Origin of the sequence: Klebsiella michiganensis, assembly GCF_002925905.1 — a bacterium.
GTDB lineage: Bacteria > Pseudomonadota > Gammaproteobacteria > Enterobacterales > Enterobacteriaceae > Klebsiella > Klebsiella michiganensis.
This window is the reverse complement of record NZ_PRDB01000013.1, coordinates 40,632-61,211: the sequence shown is the minus strand read 5'-3', so window position 1 is coordinate 61,211 and position 20,580 is coordinate 40,632. Positions and strand designations below refer to the sequence as shown.

Below are 20,580 nucleotides of genomic sequence, written 5' to 3'. Positions count from 1 at the left end.
CTCGCGCGATGACAACCACTCCCACGACCAGTAAGGGCGAGCAGGCGAAAAGCCAGCTTATCGCCGCCGCAATCGCCCAGTTTGGCGAATACGGCCTGCACGCCACAACCCGCGATATTGCCGCCCAGGCCGGGCAGAATATCGCCGCCATTACCTACTATTTTGGTTCCAAGGACGATCTCTATCTCGCCTGCGCCCAGTGGATTGCCGATTTTATCGAGCACAATTTCCGCCCCCACGCGCAGGCGGCGGAAGCGCTGTGCGCTGAGCCTGTTCCGGATAAAGCCGCCATGCGCACCCTGATACTGGGCGCCTGCCAGAATCTGATTTTGCTGCTGACCCAGGACGACACCGTCAATTTGAGCAAATTTATCTCCCGCGAGCAGCTGTCGCCAACGCCGGCCTACCGGCTCATCCACGATCAGGTGATTGCTCCGCTACACTGCTACCTGACCCGCTTAATCGCCGCCTATACCGGCCTTAACGCTGACAGCACGGAAATGGTCCTCCACACCCACGCGCTGCTGGGCGAAGTTCTCGCTTTTCGCCTTGGTCGGGAAACGGTGCTGCGCCGCGCGGGCTGGGCTGAGTTCGATCGGAACAAAACCGCGCAAATTATTGAGGTTATCACCTGCCATATTGATTTCGTTCTGGAAGGATTATCGCAAAGGAGTCTGGAGTCATGAAAAAACCGCTCATCGTCGTTGTGCTGCTTCTCCTGCTGGCCGCTGTCATTGGCGGAGGCTGGTGGTGGTACCAGAGCAGCCAGCAGAAAGCGCTCACGCTGTATGGCAACGTGGATATTCGTACCGTCAACCTCAGCTTCCGCGTGGGCGGGCGGCTGGCGTCGCTCAGCGTCGACGAGGGCGATGCGATTAAAGCCGGGCAGACCCTGGGCGAGCTGGACCGAGCGCCCTACGAGAATGCCCTGCAGCAGGCTCAGGCCAACGTTTCCACCGCCCAGGCGCAGTACGATCTGATGATGGCGGGGTATCGCTCGGAAGAGATCGCTCAGGCCGCCGCCGCGGTCAACCAGGCGCAGGCCGCTTACGACTATGCGCAGAATTTTTACCAGCGCCAGCTGGGGCTGCGCAAAAGCAGCGCCATCTCCGCTAACGACCTGGAAAACGCCCGCTCATCGCGCGATCAGGCCCAGGCGACGCTGAAGTCCGCGCTGGATAAGCTGCGCCAGTACCGCGCCGGTAATCGTCCGCAGGAAATCGCCCAGGCCAAAGCCAGCCTTGAACAGGCGCAGGCCGCGCTGGCGCAGGCGAAGCTGGATCTGCACGATACCACGCTGACCTCGCCGTCCGACGGGACGCTGATGACCCGCGCCGTCGAGCCGGGCAGCATGCTCAGCGCTGGCGGCACGGTGATGACGTTATCGTTAACCCATCCGGTGTGGGTACGCGCCTATATCGATGAAAAAAACCTCGGTCAGGCCCAGCCGGGTCGCGAAGTGCTGCTTTACACCGATAGTCGCCCGGATAAACCCTACCGCGGCAAAATTGGCTTCGTCTCCCCTACCGCTGAATTCACGCCGAAAACCGTGGAAACGCCGGACCTGCGCACCGATCTGGTTTATCGCCTGCGTATTGTGGTCACTGATGCCGACGACGCGCTGCGCCAGGGGATGCCGGTCACCGTCACCTTCAGTCACGGAAACGGCCAATGAGCGAGGACGTGATTACGCTGAGCGGCCTGACCCGGCGCTTTGCCGGCATGGATCGCCCGGCCGTCGCGCCGCTGGACTGCACCATTCACTCCGGCTATGTGACCGGTCTGGTGGGCCCGGATGGCGCCGGAAAAACCACCCTGATGCGCATGCTCGCCGGGCTGCTGAAGCCCGACGCAGGCAGCGCAAAAGTGATCGGCTTCGACCCGATTGCCGACGATAGCGCCCTGCATGCGGTGCTCGGCTATATGCCGCAGAAATTCGGCCTGTATGAAGATCTGACGGTGATGGAAAACCTGACGCTCTACGCCGATCTGCGCAGCGTGACCGGCGAGGCGCGGGAAAAAACCTTCGCCAGGCTGCTGGAGTTTACCTCCCTCGGCCCCTTTACCGGCCGGCTGGCGGGCAAGCTTTCCGGCGGCATGAAGCAGAAACTTGGCCTGGCCTGCACCCTCGTCGGCGAACCGAAAGTCCTGCTACTGGACGAACCCGGCGTCGGCGTCGACCCTATCTCCCGCCGCGAACTGTGGCAGATGGTGCACGAACTGGCGGGCGACGGAATGCTGATCCTCTGGAGCACCTCTTATCTTGATGAGGCCGAGCAGTGCCGGGACGTTCTGTTGATGAACGAGGGCCAGCTGCTCTACCAGGGGGCGCCAAAAGAGCTGACGCAGACCATGGCCGGACGCAGCTTTTTGGTTTCCAGCGCCCGGGAGAATAACCGCCGCCTCCTCCAGCGTACGCTGAAGCTACCGCAGGTCAGCGATGGCGTGATTCAGGGTAAATCGGTACGCCTGATCCTTAAAAAAGAGGCCAGCATCAGCGATGTACAGAAGGCTGGCGATATGCCGCCGCTGGAGGTCGCCGAAACCGCGCCGCGCTTCGAGGATGCCTTTATCGACCTGCTGGGCGGCGCCGGTACTGCCGAATCGCCGCTGGGCAACATTATCCACACCGTGGAAGGCTCCCATGAGGACACGGTGATTGAGGCGCAGACCCTGACCAAGAAATTCGGCGATTTTGCCGCCACCGACCACGTTGATTTTCAGGTCAAACGCGGGGAGATTTTCGGCCTCCTCGGGCCTAACGGCGCGGGAAAGTCCACGACGTTTAAGATGATGTGCGGCCTGCTGGTCCCCACCTCCGGGAAAGCGCTGGTGCTGGGCATGGACCTGAAAGTCAGCTCCGGCAAGGCGCGTCAGCATCTGGGCTATATGGCGCAGAAGTTCTCGCTCTACGGCAACCTTTCCGTTGAGCAGAACCTGCGCTTCTTCTCCGGCGTCTACGGCCTGCGCGGACGGGCGCAGAACGACAAAATCGCCAGCATGAGCGAGGCGTTTGGCCTGAAAAGCATCGCCCGGCAGGCCGCCGACGATCTGCCGCTCGGCTATAAACAGCGCCTGGCGCTGGCCTGCTCGCTGATGCACGAGCCGGATATCCTGTTTCTTGATGAACCCACTTCCGGGGTCGATCCCCTCACCCGCCGCGAATTCTGGCTGCATATCAACAGCATGGTAGATAAAGGCGTGACGGTGATGGTCACCACCCACTTTATGGATGAAGCGGAGTATTGCGATCGTATCGGCCTGGTCTATCGCGGCAAACTGATCGCCAGCGGCACGCCGGACGATCTGAAGGCGCTGGCGGCGGATGATGAACAGCCTGACCCGACGATGGAGCAGGCGTTTATCACCCTCATTCACGACTGGGATAAGGAGAACGCCGGTGAGCGCTAAACTGCTATCGTGGCGGCGCGTACGCGCCCTGTGCGTGAAAGAGACGCGGCAGATTGTCCGCGACCCCAGCAGCTGGCTGATTGCGGTGGTCATCCCCCTGCTGCTGCTGTTTATCTTTGGCTACGGGATTAACCTCGACTCCAGCAAGCTGCGGGTGGGCGTGCTGCTGGAGCAGCAGAGCGAAGAGGCGCTAGATTTTGTCCATACCATGACCGGCTCCCCTTATATCGACGCCACCATCAGCGATAACCGCCAGGAACTGGTGCAGATGATGCAGGCGGGACGCATTCGCGCCCTGGTAACCCTGCCGGTGGACTTCGACCAGAAGATGGCCCGCCCCGGCGACGATGCGCCGATCCAGCTCATCACCGACGGCAGCGAACCGAATACCGCTAACTTCGCTCAGGGCTACGTCGAAGGCATCTGGCAAATCTGGCAGCAGCAGCGGGCGGAAGATCGCGGCGAAACCTTCGAGCCGCTAATCGACGTGCAGACGCGCTACTGGTTTAACCCGGCCGCGATCAGCCAGCATTTTATTATCCCCGGCGCGATTACCATCATTATGACGGTAGTCGGCGCGATCCTGACCTCGCTGGTGGTGGCCCGCGAGTGGGAGCGCGGCACCATGGAGGCGCTGCTGTCGACCGAGATTACGCGCGCCGAGCTGCTGCTGTGCAAGCTGATCCCCTACTATTTCCTCGGCATGCTGGCGATGCTGCTGTGTATGCTGGTGGCGGTGTTTATTCTCGGCGTGCCCTTTCGCGGTTCGCTGGTGATTCTGTTTTTTATCACCAGCCTGTTTTTGCTGAGCACCCTGGGAATGGGGCTGCTGATTTCCACCATTACCCGCAACCAGTTTAACGCCGCGCAGGTGGCGCTGAATGCCGCATTCCTGCCTTCAATTATGCTGTCCGGGTTTATTTTTCAGATAGACAGCATGCCGGCGATAATCCGCGCGGTGACCTACGTGATCCCGGCGCGCTATTTTGTCAGCACCCTGCAAAGCCTGTTTCTGGCGGGCAACATCCCGGTGGTGCTGCTGGTGAACGTGATGTTTTTAATCGCCTCGGCGGTGATGTTTATCGGCCTGACGTGGCTGAAAACCAAACGGCGTCTGGATTAATTTGCCTGCGTGCCCCCGGGTTGCGGCTAACGTCTTACCCGGGCTACCGTTTCTGCCAGATTGGGTAGCCAGGATAAGCGCAGTCCGGGAATACAAAGCAGTATAAAGAGAGAATATAAGATGTTTCATCGCTTATGGACGTTAATCCGCAAAGAGCTACAGTCGCTGTTGCGTGAACCGCAGACGCGGGCGATTTTGATTATGCCGGTGCTCATTCAGGTGCTGCTGTTCCCCTTTGCCGCCACGCTGGAGGTAACGAACGCCACCATCGCCATCTATAACGAAGACAACGGCAAGCACGCCGTGGAGCTGACCCAGCGCTTTGCCCGCGCCAAAGCCTTCACCCACGTGCTGTTACTGAAAAGCCCTCAGGAAATAAGACCGACCATCGATGAACAAAAAGCGCTATTGGTCGTGCGTTTCCCGGCGGATTTTTCGCGCAACCTCGACACCAACCAGACCGCCCCGCTCCAGCTGCTGCTGGACGGGCGCAACTCCAACAGCGCGCAAATTGCCGCCAACTACCTCCAGCAGATCGTCAAAAGCTATCAGCAGGACCTGCTGGAAGGCAAAGCCAAACCGAACAATAGCGAGCTGGTGGTACGCAACTGGTATAACCCGAATCTCGATTACAAATGGTTCGTGGTGCCGTCGCTGATCGCCATGATCACCACCATCGGCGTAATGATCGTCACCTCGCTCTCCGTTGCCCGCGAGCGCGAACAGGGGACGCTCGACCAGCTGCTGGTCTCGCCGCTGGCAACCTGGCAGATCTTTATCGGTAAAGCGGTCCCGGCGCTGATTGTCGCCACCCTGCAGGCGACCATCGTGCTGGGGATCGGTATCTGGGCCTATCAGATTCCCTTCGCTGGCTCACTGCTGCTGTTTTACTTCACGATGATCGTTTACGGTCTGTCGCTGGTAGGATTCGGACTGCTGATTTCGTCGCTGTGCTCCACGCAGCAGCAGGCGTTTATCGGCGTATTCGTCTTTATGATGCCGGCGATTTTACTCTCCGGCTACGTTTCGCCGGTGGAAAATATGCCGGTATGGCTACAAAACCTGACGTGGGTGAACCCGATTCGTCATTTCACCGATATCACCAAGCAGATCTATTTGAAGGATGCGAGTCTGGAAATCGTGTGGGGAAGTTTGTGGCCGCTACTGGTCATAGCGGCCACCACCGGCTCGGCGGCGTATGCGATGTTCCGAAGAAAGATCGCGTAATACTCGTCATCGTTCAAGCCACAACTGTGCTGGCTCGCCTTGCTCCCCCCAGTCACATAGTTATCTATGCTTCTGGGGATTCGCTGCGTTGCCGCCTTGTTGTAGCCCGAACGATTTAGCGTATCTGTTTTTATCTTTTGCCAGCAGTGAAACCACCGCCGGACCGGCCAGTATTGCCAGCCCGGCGAGGGCCAGCAGCAGGTTATTGTGCAGCACGCGCGACAGCAGCCACAGCACGATCACCGCGGTACCGAAGTACCAGGTGGTGGTGAGTTCCTCAAGGAAATCACCGACGTCGCGCCAGCGCTCATCGTGATGGCGCTGCAAAAACAGCATCGACACTAACGTGACGCCGTACAGCACGCACAAACCTAATCCGACGCGCACCAGCGCGCCGCTCATCCAACCCATCACCAGTACTGCCACGACCAGTAGATGCAACATAATCTGCCAGCAACTAAGACCCGTTGCGACGCGTACACGTTGTTGCCACTTCATGGCTTCTCTCCTGAAGGATTTTTCTCTGCTACTCAGAGTACCGCACTTTACGGAAAATTCCGTATCACCGCATCTTTTTGTGACCTCTACTACACTATTTCCTACAGGAAAGTGACATTGCCCAGAGAAATAAGGACAAACAAATGCCGCGATTTTCGTTAAACGTGCTGACAATTAACACCCATAAAGGGTTTACTGCGTTCAATCGCCGCTTTATTTTGCCCGAATTACGCGAAGCGGTGCGCAGCGTCAGCGCCGACATTGTTTGCCTGCAGGAGGTGATGGGGGCGCACGAAATTCATCCGCTGCATATCGAAAACTGGCCGGATACCACCCACTATGAGTTTCTGGCCGATACCATGTGGAGCGATTATGCCTACGGCCGCAACGCCGTTTACCCGGAAGGGCATCACGGCAACGCGGTCCTCTCCCGCTTCCCCATCGAACATTTTCAAAATCTTGATGTGTCGGTCGGCAACAGCGAAAAGCGCGGCCTGCTCTACTGCCGCATCGTCCCGCCGGAAAGCGGCATCGCTATCCATTTATTCTGCGTGCACCTGGGACTGCGCGCTCATCAACGTCAGGCCCAGCTGACAATGCTGGCAGACTGGGTGAACGGTTTACCCGCGGGCGAACCGGTGGTGGTAGCCGGTGATTTTAACGACTGGCGGCAGCAGGCGAACCGCCAGCTTAAAGCCCAGGCCGGGCTGGAGGAGATTTTTACCCGCGCCAGAGGGCGCCCGGCGCGCACTTTCCCGGTCAGCTTTCCGCTGCTGCGACTTGACCGCATCTACGTAAAAAACGCCCACGCCAGCCAGCCCAGAGCGCTGGCGTTAAAACAGTGGCGTCATCTGTCCGATCATGCACCGCTTAGCGTGGAGATACATCTGTGAAATGCAGCTGGCAGGAAGGAAACCGCATTCGGCTATTAGAAAATGGCGATAACTATTATCCGGCCCTGTTTGCCGCCATCGGCCGCGCGCAGCAGCGGGTGATCCTTGAGTCTTTTATCTGGTTTGAAGATGACGTCGGCAAACAGCTCCATGCCGTTCTGTTAAAAGCGGCCCAGCGCGGCGTGCGCGTCGAGGTCTTATTGGACGGCTACGGCTCGCCGGATTTAAGCGAAAGCTTTGTGGGCGAGCTGACGTCGGCTGGCGTGATTTTTCGCTATTACGATCCGCGCCCGCGCCTGCTCGGCATGCGCACCAATTTATTTCGCCGTATGCATCGCAAAATCGTGGTGATTGACGACGTTACCGCCTTTGTCGGCGGCATTAACTACTCCGCCGAGCACATGACCGATTACGGTCCGGAGGCCAAACAGGATTACGCCGTACAGGTCGAAGGGCCGGTAGTGCTCGATATTCTGCAATTTGAACTCGAAAACCTCCCCACCAGCGAAGCGACACGACGCTGGTGGCAGCGGCGTCGGCATAAGCCTGAAATCAACCGCAACCCCGGCGAAGCGCAGGCGCTGTTTATCTGGCGGGATAATCAGGATCATCGCGATGATATTGAGCGTCACTATCTGAAGATGCTGACCAGCGCCCGCCGGGAAGTGATTATCGCTAACGCCTACTTTTTCCCCGGCTATCGGCTGCTGCACGCTATGCGCAACGCTGCCCGCCGCGGCGTGCGCGTTAAGCTCATCGTTCAGGGTGAGCCGGATATTCCGATTGTCAAATTCGGCGCGCGCCTGCTCTACCACTATCTGGTAAAAGGCGGCGTGCAGATTTTCGAATATCGCCGCCGTCCGCTACACGGCAAAGTGGCGCTGGCGGACGATCACTGGGCCACTGTGGGCTCCAGCAACCTCGACCCCCTGAGCCTGTCGCTGAATCTGGAAGCCAACCTGGTGATTCACGACCGCGAGTTTAACCAGACGCTGCGCGATAATCTCAATGGCTTAATCCTTAACGACTGCCGCGAGGTCGATAAGCGCATTTTGTCGAAACGAACCTGGTGGCGGCTCGGCATTAGCGTGCTGGCGTTCCACTTCCTGCGCCACTTCCCTGCCTGGGTCGGATGGCTACCGGCCCATACGCCGCTGCTGTCGCGGGTTCAGCCCCCGGTACAGCCAGAAATAGAAACCCAGGACCGCGTGGACCCGGAAAACCAGGAGGTGAAATCCTGATGGCGAAATCTCACCCTCGCTGGCGGATGGCGAAAAAAATCCTGACGGTGCTCTTTTTTATCGCCGTCGTCGTTCTGCTGGTGGTCTACGCGCAAAAAATCGACTGGCAGGACGTGTGGAAGGTCATTCGCGATTACAACCGTACGGCGCTGCTCAGCGCCATCGGGTTGGTTATCGCCAGCTACCTGATCTATGGCTGCTACGACCTGCTGGGGCGCGCTTACTGCGGCCACAAGCTGGCTAAACGCCAGGTGATGCTGGTGTCGTTTATCTGCTACGCCTTTAACCTGACGCTCAGCACCTGGGTGGGTGGGATTGGTATGCGCTATCGGCTCTACTCGCGCCTCGGCCTGAGCGGCGCAACCATTACCCGTATCTTCTCCCTGAGCATTACCACCAACTGGCTGGGCTATATTCTGCTCGGCGGCATTATTTTTAGCTCCGGCATGGTGAAGGTGCCCGAGCGCTGGTATATCAGCCAGTCGTCGCTGCAAATTCTGGGCGTCGTTTTACTGCTGATTTCCGCGTTTTACCTGTGGGCCTGCGCCTTTGCTAAAAAGCGCCATCTGACGATAAAAGGCCAGCGGCTGGTTCTGCCGTCCTGGCGCTTCGCGTTATTGCAGATGGCGGTTTCCAGCCTGAACTGGATGGCGATGGGGGCGATTATCTGGCTGCTGCTGGGCCCGCAGGTGGACTATTTTCTCGTGCTCGGCGTGCTGCTGGTCAGCAGCATTGCGGGGGTTATCGTGCATATTCCGGCAGGCATTGGCGTGCTTGAGGCGGTATTTATCGCCATGCTTTCCGGGGAAGAGATTTCGCGCGGCGCGATTATTGCCGCCCTGCTTGCCTATCGCGCCCTGTACTACTTCCTGCCGCTGCTGCTGGCGACCATCGGCTACCTGATTCTGGAGAGCCGGGCGAAGCATCTGCGGGAGAAAAACCAGCGCAAGCTGGCGGGCGAGTAGTCAAAAAAGCCCCGGTCGCGGATGCTGACCGGGGCTACAGGTTCATCGTTTTCTGCGGTCTGGTAGCCCGGATAAGGCGCATCGCGCCGCCATCCGGGAACGAGTTAACGACGGTTGCCGAAAATGCGCAGCAGCATCAGGAACAGGTTGATAAAGTCCAGATACAGCGTCAGCGCCCCAAGAATCGAGTATTTGCGCAGCGTTGACGCATCGCGAACGTCAATCTGCTCGCCGATGTTTTTCAGCTTCTGGGTGTCATAGGCGGTCAGGCCGACGAAGACGATCACCCCGATGTAGGTCACCGCCCACATCAGCGCTTCGCTCTTCAGCCAGAAGTTAACCAGCGACGCCAGCAGGATACCGATAAGCGCCATAAACAGCATATTGCCGAAGCCGCTCAGGTCGCGTTTAGTGGTATAGCCGTAAAGGCTCATCACGCCAAACATCCCGCCTGCCACCACGAAGGTACTGGCGATCGATGAGTAGGTATAGACGAGGAATATACTGGATAAGGTGAGCCCGGTTAGCGCCGAATAGAGCATAAACAGGGTGGTCGCCATTCCCGCGCTCAGCCGCTGCACCATGCCGGAGAGCACAAATACCAGCCCCAGCTGGGCGATGATCAGGCCGAAAAAGGTTATTTTGCTGGAAAAGACAAACATCATCACCGCAGGGGTGTTGGCCGCAAACCACGCGATAAACGCCGTGAGCAGCAGCCCGACCGTCATCCAGCCGTACACCTGCGCCATATAAGTTTGAAGTCCGCTGCGACCCTGTACGATCGACCCGGAACGAGGATATCTATCCATGACTGTCTCCTGATTAACGAAATTTATCTTCTAAGCGTACCACACTACCAGCGTTCTGCCGCTTCACGGTCGCTATCTCGCGCATCGACCCAGCGCTCGCCTTCCGGCGTCGCCTCCCGCTTCCAGAACGGCGCGCGGGTCTTCAGGTAATCCATAATAAACTCCCCCGCCGCAAACGCGCTACCGCGGTGGGCGCTGGTGACGCCGACAAAGACAATCTCCTCCCCGGGCCACATCTCGCCGATACGGTGAATCACCGTCACCCGGCCCAGCGGCCAGCGCTCGCGCGCCTGTTCCACAATCTCCGCCAGCGACTTTTCCGTCATCCCCGGATAGTGCTCAAGGGTCAGCGCTTTGACGCTGTCGCCAAGGTTGTGGTTGCGGACCTTGCCGGTAAACGTCACTACCGCGCCGTCTTCATCGCGCTCGGCCAGCCAGGGGTATTCGTCGCCGACCTTAAAGCGGTCATGGCTGACAATAATACGCGTCTGCGTCATGTTACCCCCCGGTAACCGGCGGGAAAAACGCCACTTCATCACCGGCCGCCAGCGGGTGATCAAACGTCGTCAGCGTCTGGTTTACCGCCGCCAGCAGCTTGCCCTCCTCCAGCGCCAGCGCCCAGCGGTCGCCTCGGGCGATCAGCTGCTGGCGAACGGCTTCAACCGTGGTCAGGCCTTGCGGATCGAGCGTCAGGGAGTCGGTGCCGAGCAGTTCGCGCACCTGGGCAAAAAAAAGAACCTTAATCATGGCTATCTTCCACTCTGAAATCGCCGGACTTGCCGCCGCTTTTCGCCAGCAGGCGCACCGGACCTATCACCATATCTTTCTGCACCGCTTTGCACATATCGTAAATCGTCAGCGCGGCGACGGAAGCGGCGGTCAGGGCTTCCATCTCAACGCCGGTTTTCCCGGTCAGACGGCACAGGGATTCGATACGCACCCGGTTATGCTCGGGCTGCGCCTGCAGATTGACTTCGACTTTGCTCAGCATCAGCGGATGGCAAAGCGGAATCAGCTCCCAGGTGCGTTTTGCCGCCTGGATCCCGGCAATGCGCGCGGTGGCAAAGACATCGCCTTTGTGATGGCTACCGTCGATAATCATCGCCAGCGTCGTGGCCTGCATTTCAACATAGGCCTCGGCGCGCGCTTCGCGAACCGTCTCCGCTTTCCCTGAGACATCGACCATGTGCGCTTCGCCGGCAGCGTTAATATGGGTCAGCTGCGTCATAAATTACTTCTTAAGATGAGAGATAAAGTTGCACGGGCGCGTGCGCGCATCGAGCTGCGGCGCAATAATATTGTCCCATGCGGTACGACAGGCTTTGGTTGAGCCGGGCATCGCAAAAATCAGCGTGCGGTTCGCCACCCCGGCAACGGCGCGGGACTGCAGGGTCGAGGTGCCGATCTCTTCGAAGGAGAGCATGCGGAACACCTCGCCGAAACCTTCCACTTCGCGGTCAAACAGCGGCAGCAGCGCTTCCGGCGCCTGGTCGCCGTCGGTAAAACCGGTGCCGCCGGTAATCAGCACCACCTGCACCTCATCGCCGGCAATCCACGCCGACACCTGGGCGCGAATGGCGTAGCGGTTCTCTTTCACAATCGCCTTATCGACGATGACGTGCCCCGCCTCCTCAGCCGCGTCGCGCAGCCAGTGTCCGGAGGTGTCGTCCTCTTCGCCACGTCGGCTGGAGACGGTGAGAATAGCAATACGGGTCGGGATAAACTCAGCGCTGGCCTGGCTCATCTGATCGCTCCTTAAAATGAATTATCCGCCAATATAGGACAGGTTCTGGGTAATACCGGTGTTGCCCTGATGCAGGAAGTGGGTCTGTTTTTTGTGCGTTAACGCCTCGGATATGCGCGCCTCCAGCGCCGGCTGCTGCTGCTCATCGGCGAGCAGATCGCGCAGATCGACGCCGCCTTCGCCGAACAGGCACAGGTGCAATTTACCCACGGAAGAGACGCGCAGACGGTTACAGGTAGCGCAGAAGTCTTTTTCATAAGGCATAATCAGACCGATTTCCCCGGCATAATCCGGATGGCAAAACACCTGCGCCGGGCCGTCGCTACGCTGGCGGATCTGATGGATCCAGCCGCGACGCAGCAGCTCATCGCGCAGCACCATGCCAGAGATATGATGGCGGCGGAACAGATCGCTGCCTTCGCCGGTTTCCATCAATTCAATAAAACGCAGCTGAATGCGGCGCGGCTGGATCCACGCCAGAAAAGTGTCGAGCTGGTGATGGTTAACGTCGCGCATCAGCACGGTATTGACCTTCACTTTTTCGAAGCCAGCGGCAAATGCGGCATCGATGCCGTCCATCACCTGATGAAACTTGTCCTGGCCGGTGATGGCGTGAAACTGACGCGCATCGAGGCTATCCACGCTGACGTTAATCGCCGTCAGCCCGGCATCGCGCCAGCTTTCAACGTCGCGCGCCAGCCGGTAGCCGTTGGTGGTGACCGCAATCTGGCGAATAGAAGGGTTTTCCCGCACCGCGGCGATGATGTCGGTAAAATCGCGACGCAGCGAGGGTTCGCCGCCGGTCAGGCGCACCTTTTCCGTCCCCAGGGCGGAGAACGCGCGCGTCACGCGGCGAACTTCATCAACGCTGAGAAAGCCTTTATTGGTGACGGCGCCGGGCTTATAGCCATCGGGGAGACAGTAGGTGCAACGAAAGTTGCATACGTCGGTAATTGATAAACGCAGATAGTAAAACTTCCGCGCAAATGCATCGGTAAGCTGTGAAGCCATAGACACCTTTCCAAATACGGGAGACGCGGTCATTTCTTTTCGCGCCCTGGTGGCAACCGAGGTTGTCACGGCCAAAGCACCATATCTTTCGACACAGGCACAGAGGCTAGAGTGTTAGTGGGTTACGCCGAATAGTAGCGCTTTAATAACGGTTATGCCATTTCCAGTTTCGTTATATAATCATGTATATATCGATACGATCGCGTATTTTCGCTACAGAATAGCTAAAAACCACGCTTTTGCATTGATGTCGGTCAGTTTGTCAGATTCAGCCCATCGTCTTTTAGGGGTAGATCGGTTACTGTGAGCCCGATAAATGGTTATAAGGGATTTTTATGCGCAATCGCACTTTCGCCGATCTGGATCGCGTGGTGGCACTCGGCGGCGGGCACGGGCTGGGCCGGGTAATGTCATCCCTCTCTTCGCTCGGTTCACGCCTCACCGGCATCGTCACCACGACCGATAACGGCGGCTCTACGGGGCGCATTCGTCGCGCGGAAGGCGGCATCGCCTGGGGCGATATGCGCAACTGTATTAATCAGCTCATCGCCGAACCCAGCGTGGCCTCGGCGATGTTTGAGTACCGTTTTAGCGGCAACGGCGAGCTTTCCGGGCATAACCTCGGCAATTTGATGCTTAAGGCGCTGGATCACCTGAGCGTGCGCCCGCTTGAAGCGATCAATTTGATCAGGAATCTTCTTAAGGTCGACGCGTTTCTGATCCCGATGTCGGAACAACCGGTCGATCTTATGGCCATCGACCATGAAGGGCACGAAGTTTACGGTGAAGTGAATATCGATCAGCTTGCCAGCGTGCCGCGCGAGCTTATGCTCTCCCCGCCGGTGCCCACCACCCGTGAAGCGATAGAAGCCATCGCCGAAGCCGATTTAATCCTGATTGGCCCCGGCAGCTTCTATACCAGCCTGATGCCGATTCTGCTGCTTGATGAGATGGCGAAGGCGCTGCGCCGCACGCCCGCACCAATGGTGTTTATCGATAACCTTGGCAAAGAGCATAGCCCGGCAGCCAGCCTGACGCTGGCGGACAGGGTCGCCATTATGGAGCAGCAGATTGGTAAACGGGTGATTGACGCGCTGGTTGTCGGCCCGAAAGCCGATATCGCAGGGATTAAGGATCGGGTCGTCATTCAGACGCCGCTGGACGCCAGCGATGTGCCCTATCGTCACGATCGCCAGCTGTTGCGCCGCGCGCTGGATAAAGCGATTCAGGCCTTAGGCTAATCCTCAACGCGGCCTTATCCTCGCGACAAAAACAGGCAGGCTTAAAATCTTAAGGTTGTCTTAAAAAAAAACGGGCAGCATAGCGAACATCTCTTTATATGGACTTCGCTATGTCGTTATTTTCTTTACGTCGGCCAATGCTTAACCGTACGGTCTATTTGATTCTGTTCGCCTGCTATATTGGCCTGGCGCTGAACATCGCTTTCTATCGCCAGGCGTTTACCCTGCTGCCGGTCAACGGCCTGCATAACTGGCTGGTGTTCCTCAGTATGCCGATAGTGGCTATCAGCGTGATGAATATCATCACCACGCTAGCGTCATTTCTTAAGCTTGACCGCCTCGTTATCAGCCTGTTTATTCTGCTTAGCGCCTCGGCCCAGTATTTTATCTGGACCTTTGGCGTGGTTATCGATCGGGCGATGATCACCAATATTCTCGATACCACTCCCGCCGAAAGCTTTGCGCTACTCTCCGGAAAAATGGTCCTGATCCTGGGACTCTCCGGCATTCTGGCGGTGGTCGTGGCCTGGTGGGTTAAAATCCGCAAACCGGCAACCCTGTGGCGCAGCGTGGCGGTAAGGCTGTTGAGCATCGTGGTTTCAGCGCTACTGATTATTCTGGTCGCGGCATTTTTCTATAAAGATTACGCCTCGCTGTTTCGCAATAATAAAGAGCTGGTTAAGTCCCTGAGCCCGTCAAACAGCATTGTGGCCGTGAACTCCTGGTATGCGCATAACAGGATGGATAATCTTCCGCTGGTCAAAATTGGCGAAGACGCGGTTCAGAAGCCGGAGATGCGCAGCGGACCGCGGAAAAATCTGACTATCGTGGTGTTAGGCGAAACCTCAAGGGCGGCAAACTTTTCCCTGAACGGCTACGCCCGCGAGACCAACCCGCGCCTGAAACAGGATAATGTTATCTATTTCCCCGACACTACGTCCTGCGGCACCGCGACCGCGGTTTCTGTACCGTGCATGTTCTCTAATATGCCGCGCGCCCACTATGATGAAGAGCTGGCGCACCATCAGGAAGGCGTGCTGGATATCCTGCAGCGCGCGGGAATTCAGGTTCAGTGGAATGATAACGACGGCGGCTGTAAAGGAGCCTGCGACCGGGTACCGCACCAGAACATCACCGATCTCAAGCTTAGCGGCCAGTGCATCGACGGCGAGTGCTACGATGAGGTACTGTTCCATAACCTGGAGAACTATATCGATAATCTGCAGCAGGACGGGATTATCGTTCTGCACACTATCGGCAGCCACGGCCCAACCTACTACAATCGTTATCCGGCGCGGTTTAAACAGTTTACGCCCACCTGCGACACCAACGAGATTCAGAGCTGCACCCAGCAGCAGCTCACCAATACCTACGATAATACGATTTTGTATGTCGATTATGTGGTCGACAAAGCGATAAAATTACTGCAGTCAAAGCAGGATAAATTTACCACCAGCCTGGTGTATCTCTCGGATCACGGCGAGTCGCTTGGCGAGGATGGGGTGTATTTACACGGGCTACCGTGGTCCATCGCCCCGGAGACGCAAAAACACGTCCCGATGCTGCTGTGGCTGTCAGCGGATTATCAACAGCGCTATGGCGTGTCCAGCCAGTGTTTGCAGCAAAAAGCGAAAACGCAAGCGTATTCGCAGGATAATCTTTTCTCCACCCTGCTCGGTCTGCTCGGGGTCAGCACCCGCGAGTACCAGGCAACAGACGATATTTTAACGCCATGTAGAGAGGCAGGCCGATGAAAATTTTAGTCATTGAAGACGATGCGCTCCTGTTACAAGGGTTAATTCTGGCGATGCAAAGCGAGGGCTACGTTTGCGACGGCGTATCAACCGCCCACGAAGCCGCCCTCTCTCTGGCCAGCAACCACTACAGCCTGGTGGTTCTCGACCTCGGCCTGCCGGATGAAGACGGTCTGCACTTCCTGGCGCGTATGCGACGGGAGAAGTTCAGCCAGCCGGTGCTGATCCTCACCGCCCGCGATACCGTGGATGACCGCATCAGCGGCCTGGATACCGGCGCGGATGACTACCTGGTTAAGCCGTTTGCGCTGGAAGAGCTGAACGCGCGCATTCGCGCCCTGCTGCGTCGTCACAATAATCAGGGCGATAACGAACTGTCCGTCGGCAATCTGCGCCTGAACGTCACCCGGCGGCTGGTCTGGCTCGGCGAGCAGTCCCTGGATTTAACGCCCAAAGAGTACGCTCTGCTTTCACGCCTGATGATGAAAGCGGGCAGCCCGGTGCATCGCGAAATTCTCTACAACGACATTTACAGCTGGGACAACGAACCGGCCACCAATACGCTGGAGGTGCATATCCATAATCTGCGCGATAAAGTCGGCAAATCACGCATCCGCACCGTCCGTGGCTTTGGCTATATGCTGGTTGATAACGCGGAGACCGAATAACGCTATGGCTTTTTTTGTCAGTGAAAACTGGACTATGCGTCATCGGCTGCTGCTGACAATTGGCGCTATTCTGGCCGTTTGTCAGCTCATCAGCGTGTTCTGGCTGTGGCATGAAAGTCAGGAGCAGATTCAGCTGCTGGTCGCCAGCGCCATTGAAGGGCATAACAATCAGAAGCATATTGAGCATGAGGTTCGCGAAGCGGTAGCCAGCCTGCTGATCCCAAGCCTGCTGATTATCGGCCTGGCGCTGTATATCTCCCTGCTGGCGGTGAAAAAAATCACAAAGCCGCTTTCCAGACTGCAGCTCGAGCTGGAAAGCCGCACCCCGGACAACCTGCAGCCTATCACGCTGAAGGAATCGGTTCCTGAAGTCACCGCGGTGACCACCGCGATTAATCAGCTGGTGTCCCGCCTGAATTTAACCCTCGATCGCGAGCGTCTGTTTACCGCCGACGTCGCCCATGAGCTGCGCACGCCGCTGGCCGGGCTGCGTCTGCACCTGGAGCTTCTGGCGAAAGTGCATGGCGTTAGCGTGGACCCGCTAATTCAGCGTCTCGATCAAATGACCAATAGCATTACCCAGCTGCTTCAGCTGGCGCGCGTTGGCCAGTCATTCTCCGCCGGAAGCTATCAGCAGGTTGCGCTGAAAGAGGATGTAATCGAACCGCTGCAGAGCGAGCTTGAGACAATGCTGCAGCAGCGCCAGCAGACGCTGGCGATCAACGTTAAGGATGGAGAGGCAATCGTGTCGGGCGACGCCACGCTGGTGCAGGTTATTTTACGTAACCTGGTCGAAAACGCGCATCGTTATAGCCCGACGGGGTCGACGATTAAAGTGTCGATAGCGCCTGGCCCAACGCCCATTCTGGCCGTTGAGGATGAAGGACCGGGAATTGATGAGGCTAAAAGCGGTGAGCTAAGCAAAGCGTTCGTCCGCATGGACAGCCGCTATGGCGGTATTGGTCTCGGGTTAAGCATCGTCACCCGCATCGCCCAGCTGCACGACGCGCAGTTCTTTTTACATAACCGACAGCCCGGGCCCGGCGTTCGCGCCTGGGTACTCTTCCCTAAAGCTTCGCGTCAGAACGTCAGCACCCACTGATGGAAAAAGGCAACGACGATAACAAACGCGCAGGTGACTGCCAGGTATTCGCGGAAGGTTAATTTTTGCATGGCGCTATCCTCAGTAAAGTGAGGATAGTTTCGCCAAACAAGATTAAGCCAACATTAAGCATCACGGAAAATCGCGACAGAGGGGCAACAAATAACCAAAGCGTTTCGGCTCATGTGCCCGCTTTTCTGTCGGGTGGCGGCTGGCGCCTTACCCGACCTACGAAAAACACATCCCGTCCATCGCCCGAAGACCCGGTAAGGCCCGGGCGATATTTATCTGGCAACGCCGCTACGAAGCGGCGATAAACAGCTCGCGCAGCTGGTGAAGCTGGTCGCGAATTTGCGCCGCCTCTTCAAACTCCAGGTTCTGCGCGTGCTGCATCATCTGCCCTTCCAGTTCGTGAATCTTCTGCTGGAGCGCCTTCGGCGTTAGCGCGACGACATCCGCCTCAACCGGTGAGCGAGACTTGCCGCGCCCCTTGGTTTTGGTTTTCGCGATATTCTGACCGAGCGCCAGAATATCGACCACTTTCTTATTCAGACCCTGCGGAACGATACCGTGCTCTTCGTTGTACGCCTGCTGCTTCTCGCGGCGGCGCTCGGTTTCCCCGATCGCTTTCGCCATCGACGGGGTGATTTTATCGCCGTAGAGAATCGCTTTGCCGTTGATATTTCGCGCCGCGCGGCCAATGGTCTGAATCAGCGAGCGTTCAGAGCGCAGGAAGCCTTCTTTATCGGCATCCAGGATCGCCACCAGCGAAACTTCCGGCATATCCAAACCTTCACGCAGCAGGTTGATCCCCACCAGCACGTCAAACTCGCCGAGGCGCAGGTCGCGGATAATCTCCATGCGCTCCACGGTGTCGATGTCCGAGTGCAGGTAGCGCACCCGCTCGCCGTGCTCTTCCAGATATTCGGTTAAATCTTCCGCCATGCGTTTGGTCAGCGTCGTGACCAGCACGCGCTCGTTGATCGCGGTGCGGATGCGAATCTCCGAGAGCAGATCGTCGACCTGGGTGCCTACCGGACGCACTTCGATGACCGGATCCAGCAGCCCCGTAGGACGGACGACCTGGTCCACCACCTCGTCGCCGGATTTATCCAGCTCATAGGCTCCCGGCGTCGCCGAAACATAGATGGTTTGCGGCGCCAGGGCCTCAAACTCTTCAAACTTGAGCGGACGGTTATCGAGCGCAGACGGCAGGCGGAAACCGTACTCCACCAGCGTCTCTTTGCGCGCCCGGTCCCCGCGGTACATACCGCCGATCTGCGGGATCGTGACGTGGGACTCATCGATGACCAGCAGACCATCGGCCGGCAGGTAGTCAAACAGCGTCGGCGGCGGTTCGCCCGGCCCGCGGCCCGACAGATAGCGCGAGTAGTTTTCAATCCCCGAGCAGTAGCCCAGCTCGTTCATCATTTCGAGGTCGAACTGCGTACGCTGGCTCAGACGCTGCTCTTCCAGCAGCTTGTTGTTCTCCAGCAGTCCCTTACGCCGCTCCGACAGTTCAACTTTGATCTCTTCCATCGCCTGGACGATGCGCTCGCGCGGGGTGACGTAGTGGGTTTTGGGATAAACAGTGAAGCGCGGGATCGTCGACTCAATATGACCGGTCAGCGGATCGAACAGCGACAGGCGCTCAACTTCCTCATCGAACAGCTCAACGCGCAGCGCGATATCGTCAGACTCCGCCGGGAAGATATCAATCACCTCGCCGCGCACGCGGAAGGTACCGCGCTGGAAGGCCTGATCGTTGCGGGTATACTGCAGCTCGGCCAGGCGGCGCAAAATAGCGCGCTGGTCGATAATCATGCCGACCGTCAGATGCAGCATCATTTTCAGATACAGATCCGGATCGCCCAGACCGTAGATAGCGGAGACCGAGGCCACCACCACCACGTCGCGACGCTCCAGCAGCGCTTTGGTCGCCGACAGACGCATCTGTTCAATATGTTCGTTCACCGACGCATCTTTCTCGATGAAGGTGTCCGAGCTTGGCACGTAGGCTTCCGGCTGGTAGTAGTCGTAGTACGAGACGAAATACTCCACCGCGTTCTCCGGGAAGAACTCTTTCATTTCGCCGTATAGCTGCGCCGCCAGGGTTTTGTTTGGCGCCAGCACCATCGTCGGACGCTGCAGGTCAGCAATGACGTTGGCGATGGTAAACGTTTTACCTGAGCCGGTGACCCCGAGCAGGGTTTGATGCGCCAGGCCATCTTCCAGCCCCTCTTCCAGGCGACGAATGGCTTCCGGCTGATCGCCGGAGGGACGGAAAGCAGAATGCAGCTTGAACGGTTTACTCATCAATCAGAACCTGAAGAAGGGTTGAACGGCAGGTGTTTAATTCTACTCGCCGGCTCAGCTTTTGCCAATAAAAAATACTGGATATAAAAACAGTGCCGTATTATCGTAGTCGGACTAATTAGCGCTTTTTACCGCCAACATGGACGAATAAAAACCGCTTTACGGGATAATCGACCACGCCTCAGGGTTATCCCCAAAAAGTATGACCATTTAACATTTGTCAAGCGAGGGGATGAATGTTTTATGGCAGTCGGTGACACTTTTCTTACAGGCATTGATTTTATTTAAATAATTGATATTTAATAGAATTTAATAAAAGACGGGTTTCGCGCCAATTCGGCCGCAGGCCGCGTACTCTCTAGCTTACCGCAAGTTTTCTAACTCTAATACACAAGGTTATCCACAGGAATAGTGGATAACTGTCTGCAGCCCATGACCCGAGCCACCCGAACAAAACCCGTCGCCCCGGCCAAACCCGCCGCGAAAAAAATTAATTGAATTTTTTTTGCTGTTTATTGGCGAAGAGTGGCTAGATTTTTTGTTATTTTTTGCACCACATTTCAGCGCGCGGGCACCG

At 57.5% G+C, this 20,580-nt stretch carries 20 protein-coding genes and 1 riboswitch; of the genes, 12 read left to right on the top strand and 8 right to left on the bottom strand.

Annotation, left to right across the window (positions count from 1 at the left end; genetic code table 11):
- Window positions 1-8 precede the first annotated feature (8 nt).
- The 5 genes from cecR (at window position 9) to CDA56_RS22375 (ending at window position 5,761) form a co-directional block, all read left to right on the top strand.
- Window positions 9-686 carry a transcriptional regulator CecR gene (gene cecR, locus CDA56_RS22395; protein ID WP_102803325.1) on the top strand — a complete coding sequence of 226 codons (678 nt, stop codon included), beginning with the start codon at window positions 9-11 and terminating at the stop codon, window positions 684-686.
- Window positions 683-1,675 carry a secretion protein HlyD gene (gene hlyD / locus CDA56_RS22390; RefSeq protein ID WP_102803324.1) on the top strand — a complete coding sequence of 331 codons (993 nt, stop codon included), beginning with the start codon at window positions 683-685 and terminating at the stop codon, window positions 1,673-1,675. Before cecR ends, hlyD begins: the two co-directional genes overlap by 4 nt.
- Window positions 1,672-3,411: an ATP-binding cassette domain-containing protein gene (locus tag CDA56_RS22385; protein ID WP_025108108.1), complete on the top strand. Its 1,740-nt coding sequence runs from the start codon at window positions 1,672-1,674 to the stop codon at window positions 3,409-3,411. The genes hlyD and CDA56_RS22385 overlap by 4 nt, the downstream gene beginning before the upstream one ends.
- A complete protein-coding gene (locus tag CDA56_RS22380; RefSeq protein ID WP_038424238.1) occupies window positions 3,401-4,534 on the top strand; it encodes an ABC transporter permease in 1,134 nt (377 codons plus the stop codon). Before CDA56_RS22385 ends, CDA56_RS22380 begins: the two co-directional genes overlap by 11 nt.
- Before the next feature lie 120 nt (window positions 4,535-4,654).
- Window positions 4,655-5,761 (top strand): ABC transporter permease, encoded by a 1,107-nt coding sequence (locus CDA56_RS22375; RefSeq protein WP_004849064.1) that lies wholly within the window; start codon window positions 4,655-4,657, stop codon window positions 5,759-5,761.
- A gap of 60 nt (window positions 5,762-5,821) precedes the next feature.
- Here the strand turns inward: CDA56_RS22375 and CDA56_RS22365 are convergent, their stop codons facing one another.
- Window positions 5,822-6,259, bottom strand: coding sequence for a YbhQ family protein (locus tag CDA56_RS22365; protein WP_004130686.1), 438 nt, complete (start codon window positions 6,257-6,259; stop codon window positions 5,822-5,824).
- Between the two features lie 143 nt (window positions 6,260-6,402).
- Between CDA56_RS22365 and CDA56_RS22360 the strand changes: the two genes are divergently transcribed.
- Genes CDA56_RS22360 through CDA56_RS22350 form a run of 3 tightly spaced genes read left to right on the top strand, consistent with a single transcriptional unit; the run spans window position 6,403 to window position 9,358 of the window.
- Window positions 6,403-7,152: an endonuclease/exonuclease/phosphatase family protein gene (locus tag CDA56_RS22360; RefSeq protein ID WP_102803323.1), complete on the top strand. Its 750-nt coding sequence runs from the start codon at window positions 6,403-6,405 to the stop codon at window positions 7,150-7,152.
- Window positions 7,149-8,393, top strand: coding sequence for a cardiolipin synthase ClsB (gene clsB, locus CDA56_RS22355; protein WP_014837867.1), 1,245 nt, complete (start codon window positions 7,149-7,151; stop codon window positions 8,391-8,393). Before CDA56_RS22360 ends, clsB begins: the two co-directional genes overlap by 4 nt.
- The gene (locus CDA56_RS22350; RefSeq protein ID WP_025108110.1) at window positions 8,393-9,358 is read left to right on the top strand and encodes a lysylphosphatidylglycerol synthase transmembrane domain-containing protein; all 966 of its coding nucleotides are present in this window, start codon (window positions 8,393-8,395) and stop codon (window positions 9,356-9,358) included. The genes clsB and CDA56_RS22350 overlap by 1 nt, the downstream gene beginning before the upstream one ends.
- A gap of 104 nt (window positions 9,359-9,462) precedes the next feature.
- Here CDA56_RS22350 and CDA56_RS22345 read toward each other — a convergent pair whose 3' ends face one another.
- The 6 genes from CDA56_RS22345 to moaA all read right to left on the bottom strand — a co-directional run bounded on the left by CDA56_RS22345 (window position 9,463) and on the right by moaA (window position 12,922).
- On the bottom strand, window positions 9,463-10,167 hold the full coding sequence (locus CDA56_RS22345) for a Bax inhibitor-1/YccA family protein (protein WP_025108111.1): 705 nt from the start codon (window positions 10,165-10,167) through the stop codon (window positions 9,463-9,465).
- 44 nt (window positions 10,168-10,211) lie between these two features.
- A complete protein-coding gene (gene moaE / locus CDA56_RS22340) occupies window positions 10,212-10,664 on the bottom strand; it encodes a molybdopterin synthase catalytic subunit MoaE (protein WP_004849058.1) in 453 nt (150 codons plus the stop codon).
- Between the two features lies 1 nt (window position 10,665).
- Window positions 10,666-10,914 carry a molybdopterin synthase sulfur carrier subunit gene (gene moaD, locus CDA56_RS22335; protein WP_004849056.1) on the bottom strand — a complete coding sequence of 83 codons (249 nt, stop codon included), beginning with the start codon at window positions 10,912-10,914 and terminating at the stop codon, window positions 10,666-10,668.
- Window positions 10,907-11,395 carry a cyclic pyranopterin monophosphate synthase MoaC gene (gene moaC, locus CDA56_RS22330; RefSeq protein WP_014228494.1) on the bottom strand — a complete coding sequence of 163 codons (489 nt, stop codon included), beginning with the start codon at window positions 11,393-11,395 and terminating at the stop codon, window positions 10,907-10,909. The genes moaD and moaC overlap by 8 nt, the downstream gene beginning before the upstream one ends.
- A 3-nt stretch (window positions 11,396-11,398) precedes the next feature.
- Window positions 11,399-11,911: a molybdenum cofactor biosynthesis protein B gene (moaB, locus tag CDA56_RS22325; RefSeq protein WP_009653795.1), complete on the bottom strand. Its 513-nt coding sequence runs from the start codon at window positions 11,909-11,911 to the stop codon at window positions 11,399-11,401.
- A gap of 21 nt (window positions 11,912-11,932) precedes the next feature.
- On the bottom strand, window positions 11,933-12,922 hold the full coding sequence (moaA, locus tag CDA56_RS22320; protein WP_014837864.1) for a GTP 3',8-cyclase MoaA: 990 nt from the start codon (window positions 12,920-12,922) through the stop codon (window positions 11,933-11,935).
- A riboswitch (molybdenum cofactor riboswitch) is annotated at window positions 12,910-13,048 on the bottom strand. Its footprint overlaps the gene before it by 13 nt.
- A gap of 209 nt (window positions 13,049-13,257) precedes the next feature.
- Here moaA and yvcK point away from each other — a divergent pair.
- The 4 genes from yvcK (at window position 13,258) to pmrB (ending at window position 17,687) form a co-directional block, all read left to right on the top strand.
- Window positions 13,258-14,163: a uridine diphosphate-N-acetylglucosamine-binding protein YvcK gene (gene yvcK, locus CDA56_RS22315; protein WP_004849048.1), complete on the top strand. Its 906-nt coding sequence runs from the start codon at window positions 13,258-13,260 to the stop codon at window positions 14,161-14,163.
- Between the two features lie 110 nt (window positions 14,164-14,273).
- On the top strand, window positions 14,274-15,917 hold the full coding sequence (gene eptA, locus CDA56_RS22310) for a phosphoethanolamine transferase EptA (RefSeq protein ID WP_102803322.1): 1,644 nt from the start codon (window positions 14,274-14,276) through the stop codon (window positions 15,915-15,917).
- Window positions 15,914-16,585 (top strand): two-component system response regulator PmrA, encoded by a 672-nt coding sequence (gene pmrA, locus CDA56_RS22305; RefSeq protein ID WP_004849045.1) that lies wholly within the window; start codon window positions 15,914-15,916, stop codon window positions 16,583-16,585. The genes eptA and pmrA overlap by 4 nt, the downstream gene beginning before the upstream one ends.
- 4 nt (window positions 16,586-16,589) lie before the next feature.
- A complete protein-coding gene (pmrB, locus tag CDA56_RS22300) occupies window positions 16,590-17,687 on the top strand; it encodes a two-component system sensor histidine kinase PmrB (protein ID WP_014228490.1) in 1,098 nt (365 codons plus the stop codon).
- 300 nt (window positions 17,688-17,987) lie between these two features.
- Here pmrB and uvrB read toward each other — a convergent pair whose 3' ends face one another.
- The gene (gene uvrB / locus CDA56_RS22290; protein ID WP_004849041.1) at window positions 17,988-20,003 is read right to left on the bottom strand and encodes an excinuclease ABC subunit UvrB; all 2,016 of its coding nucleotides are present in this window, start codon (window positions 20,001-20,003) and stop codon (window positions 17,988-17,990) included.
- Between the last annotated feature and the right edge of the window lie 577 nt (window positions 20,004-20,580).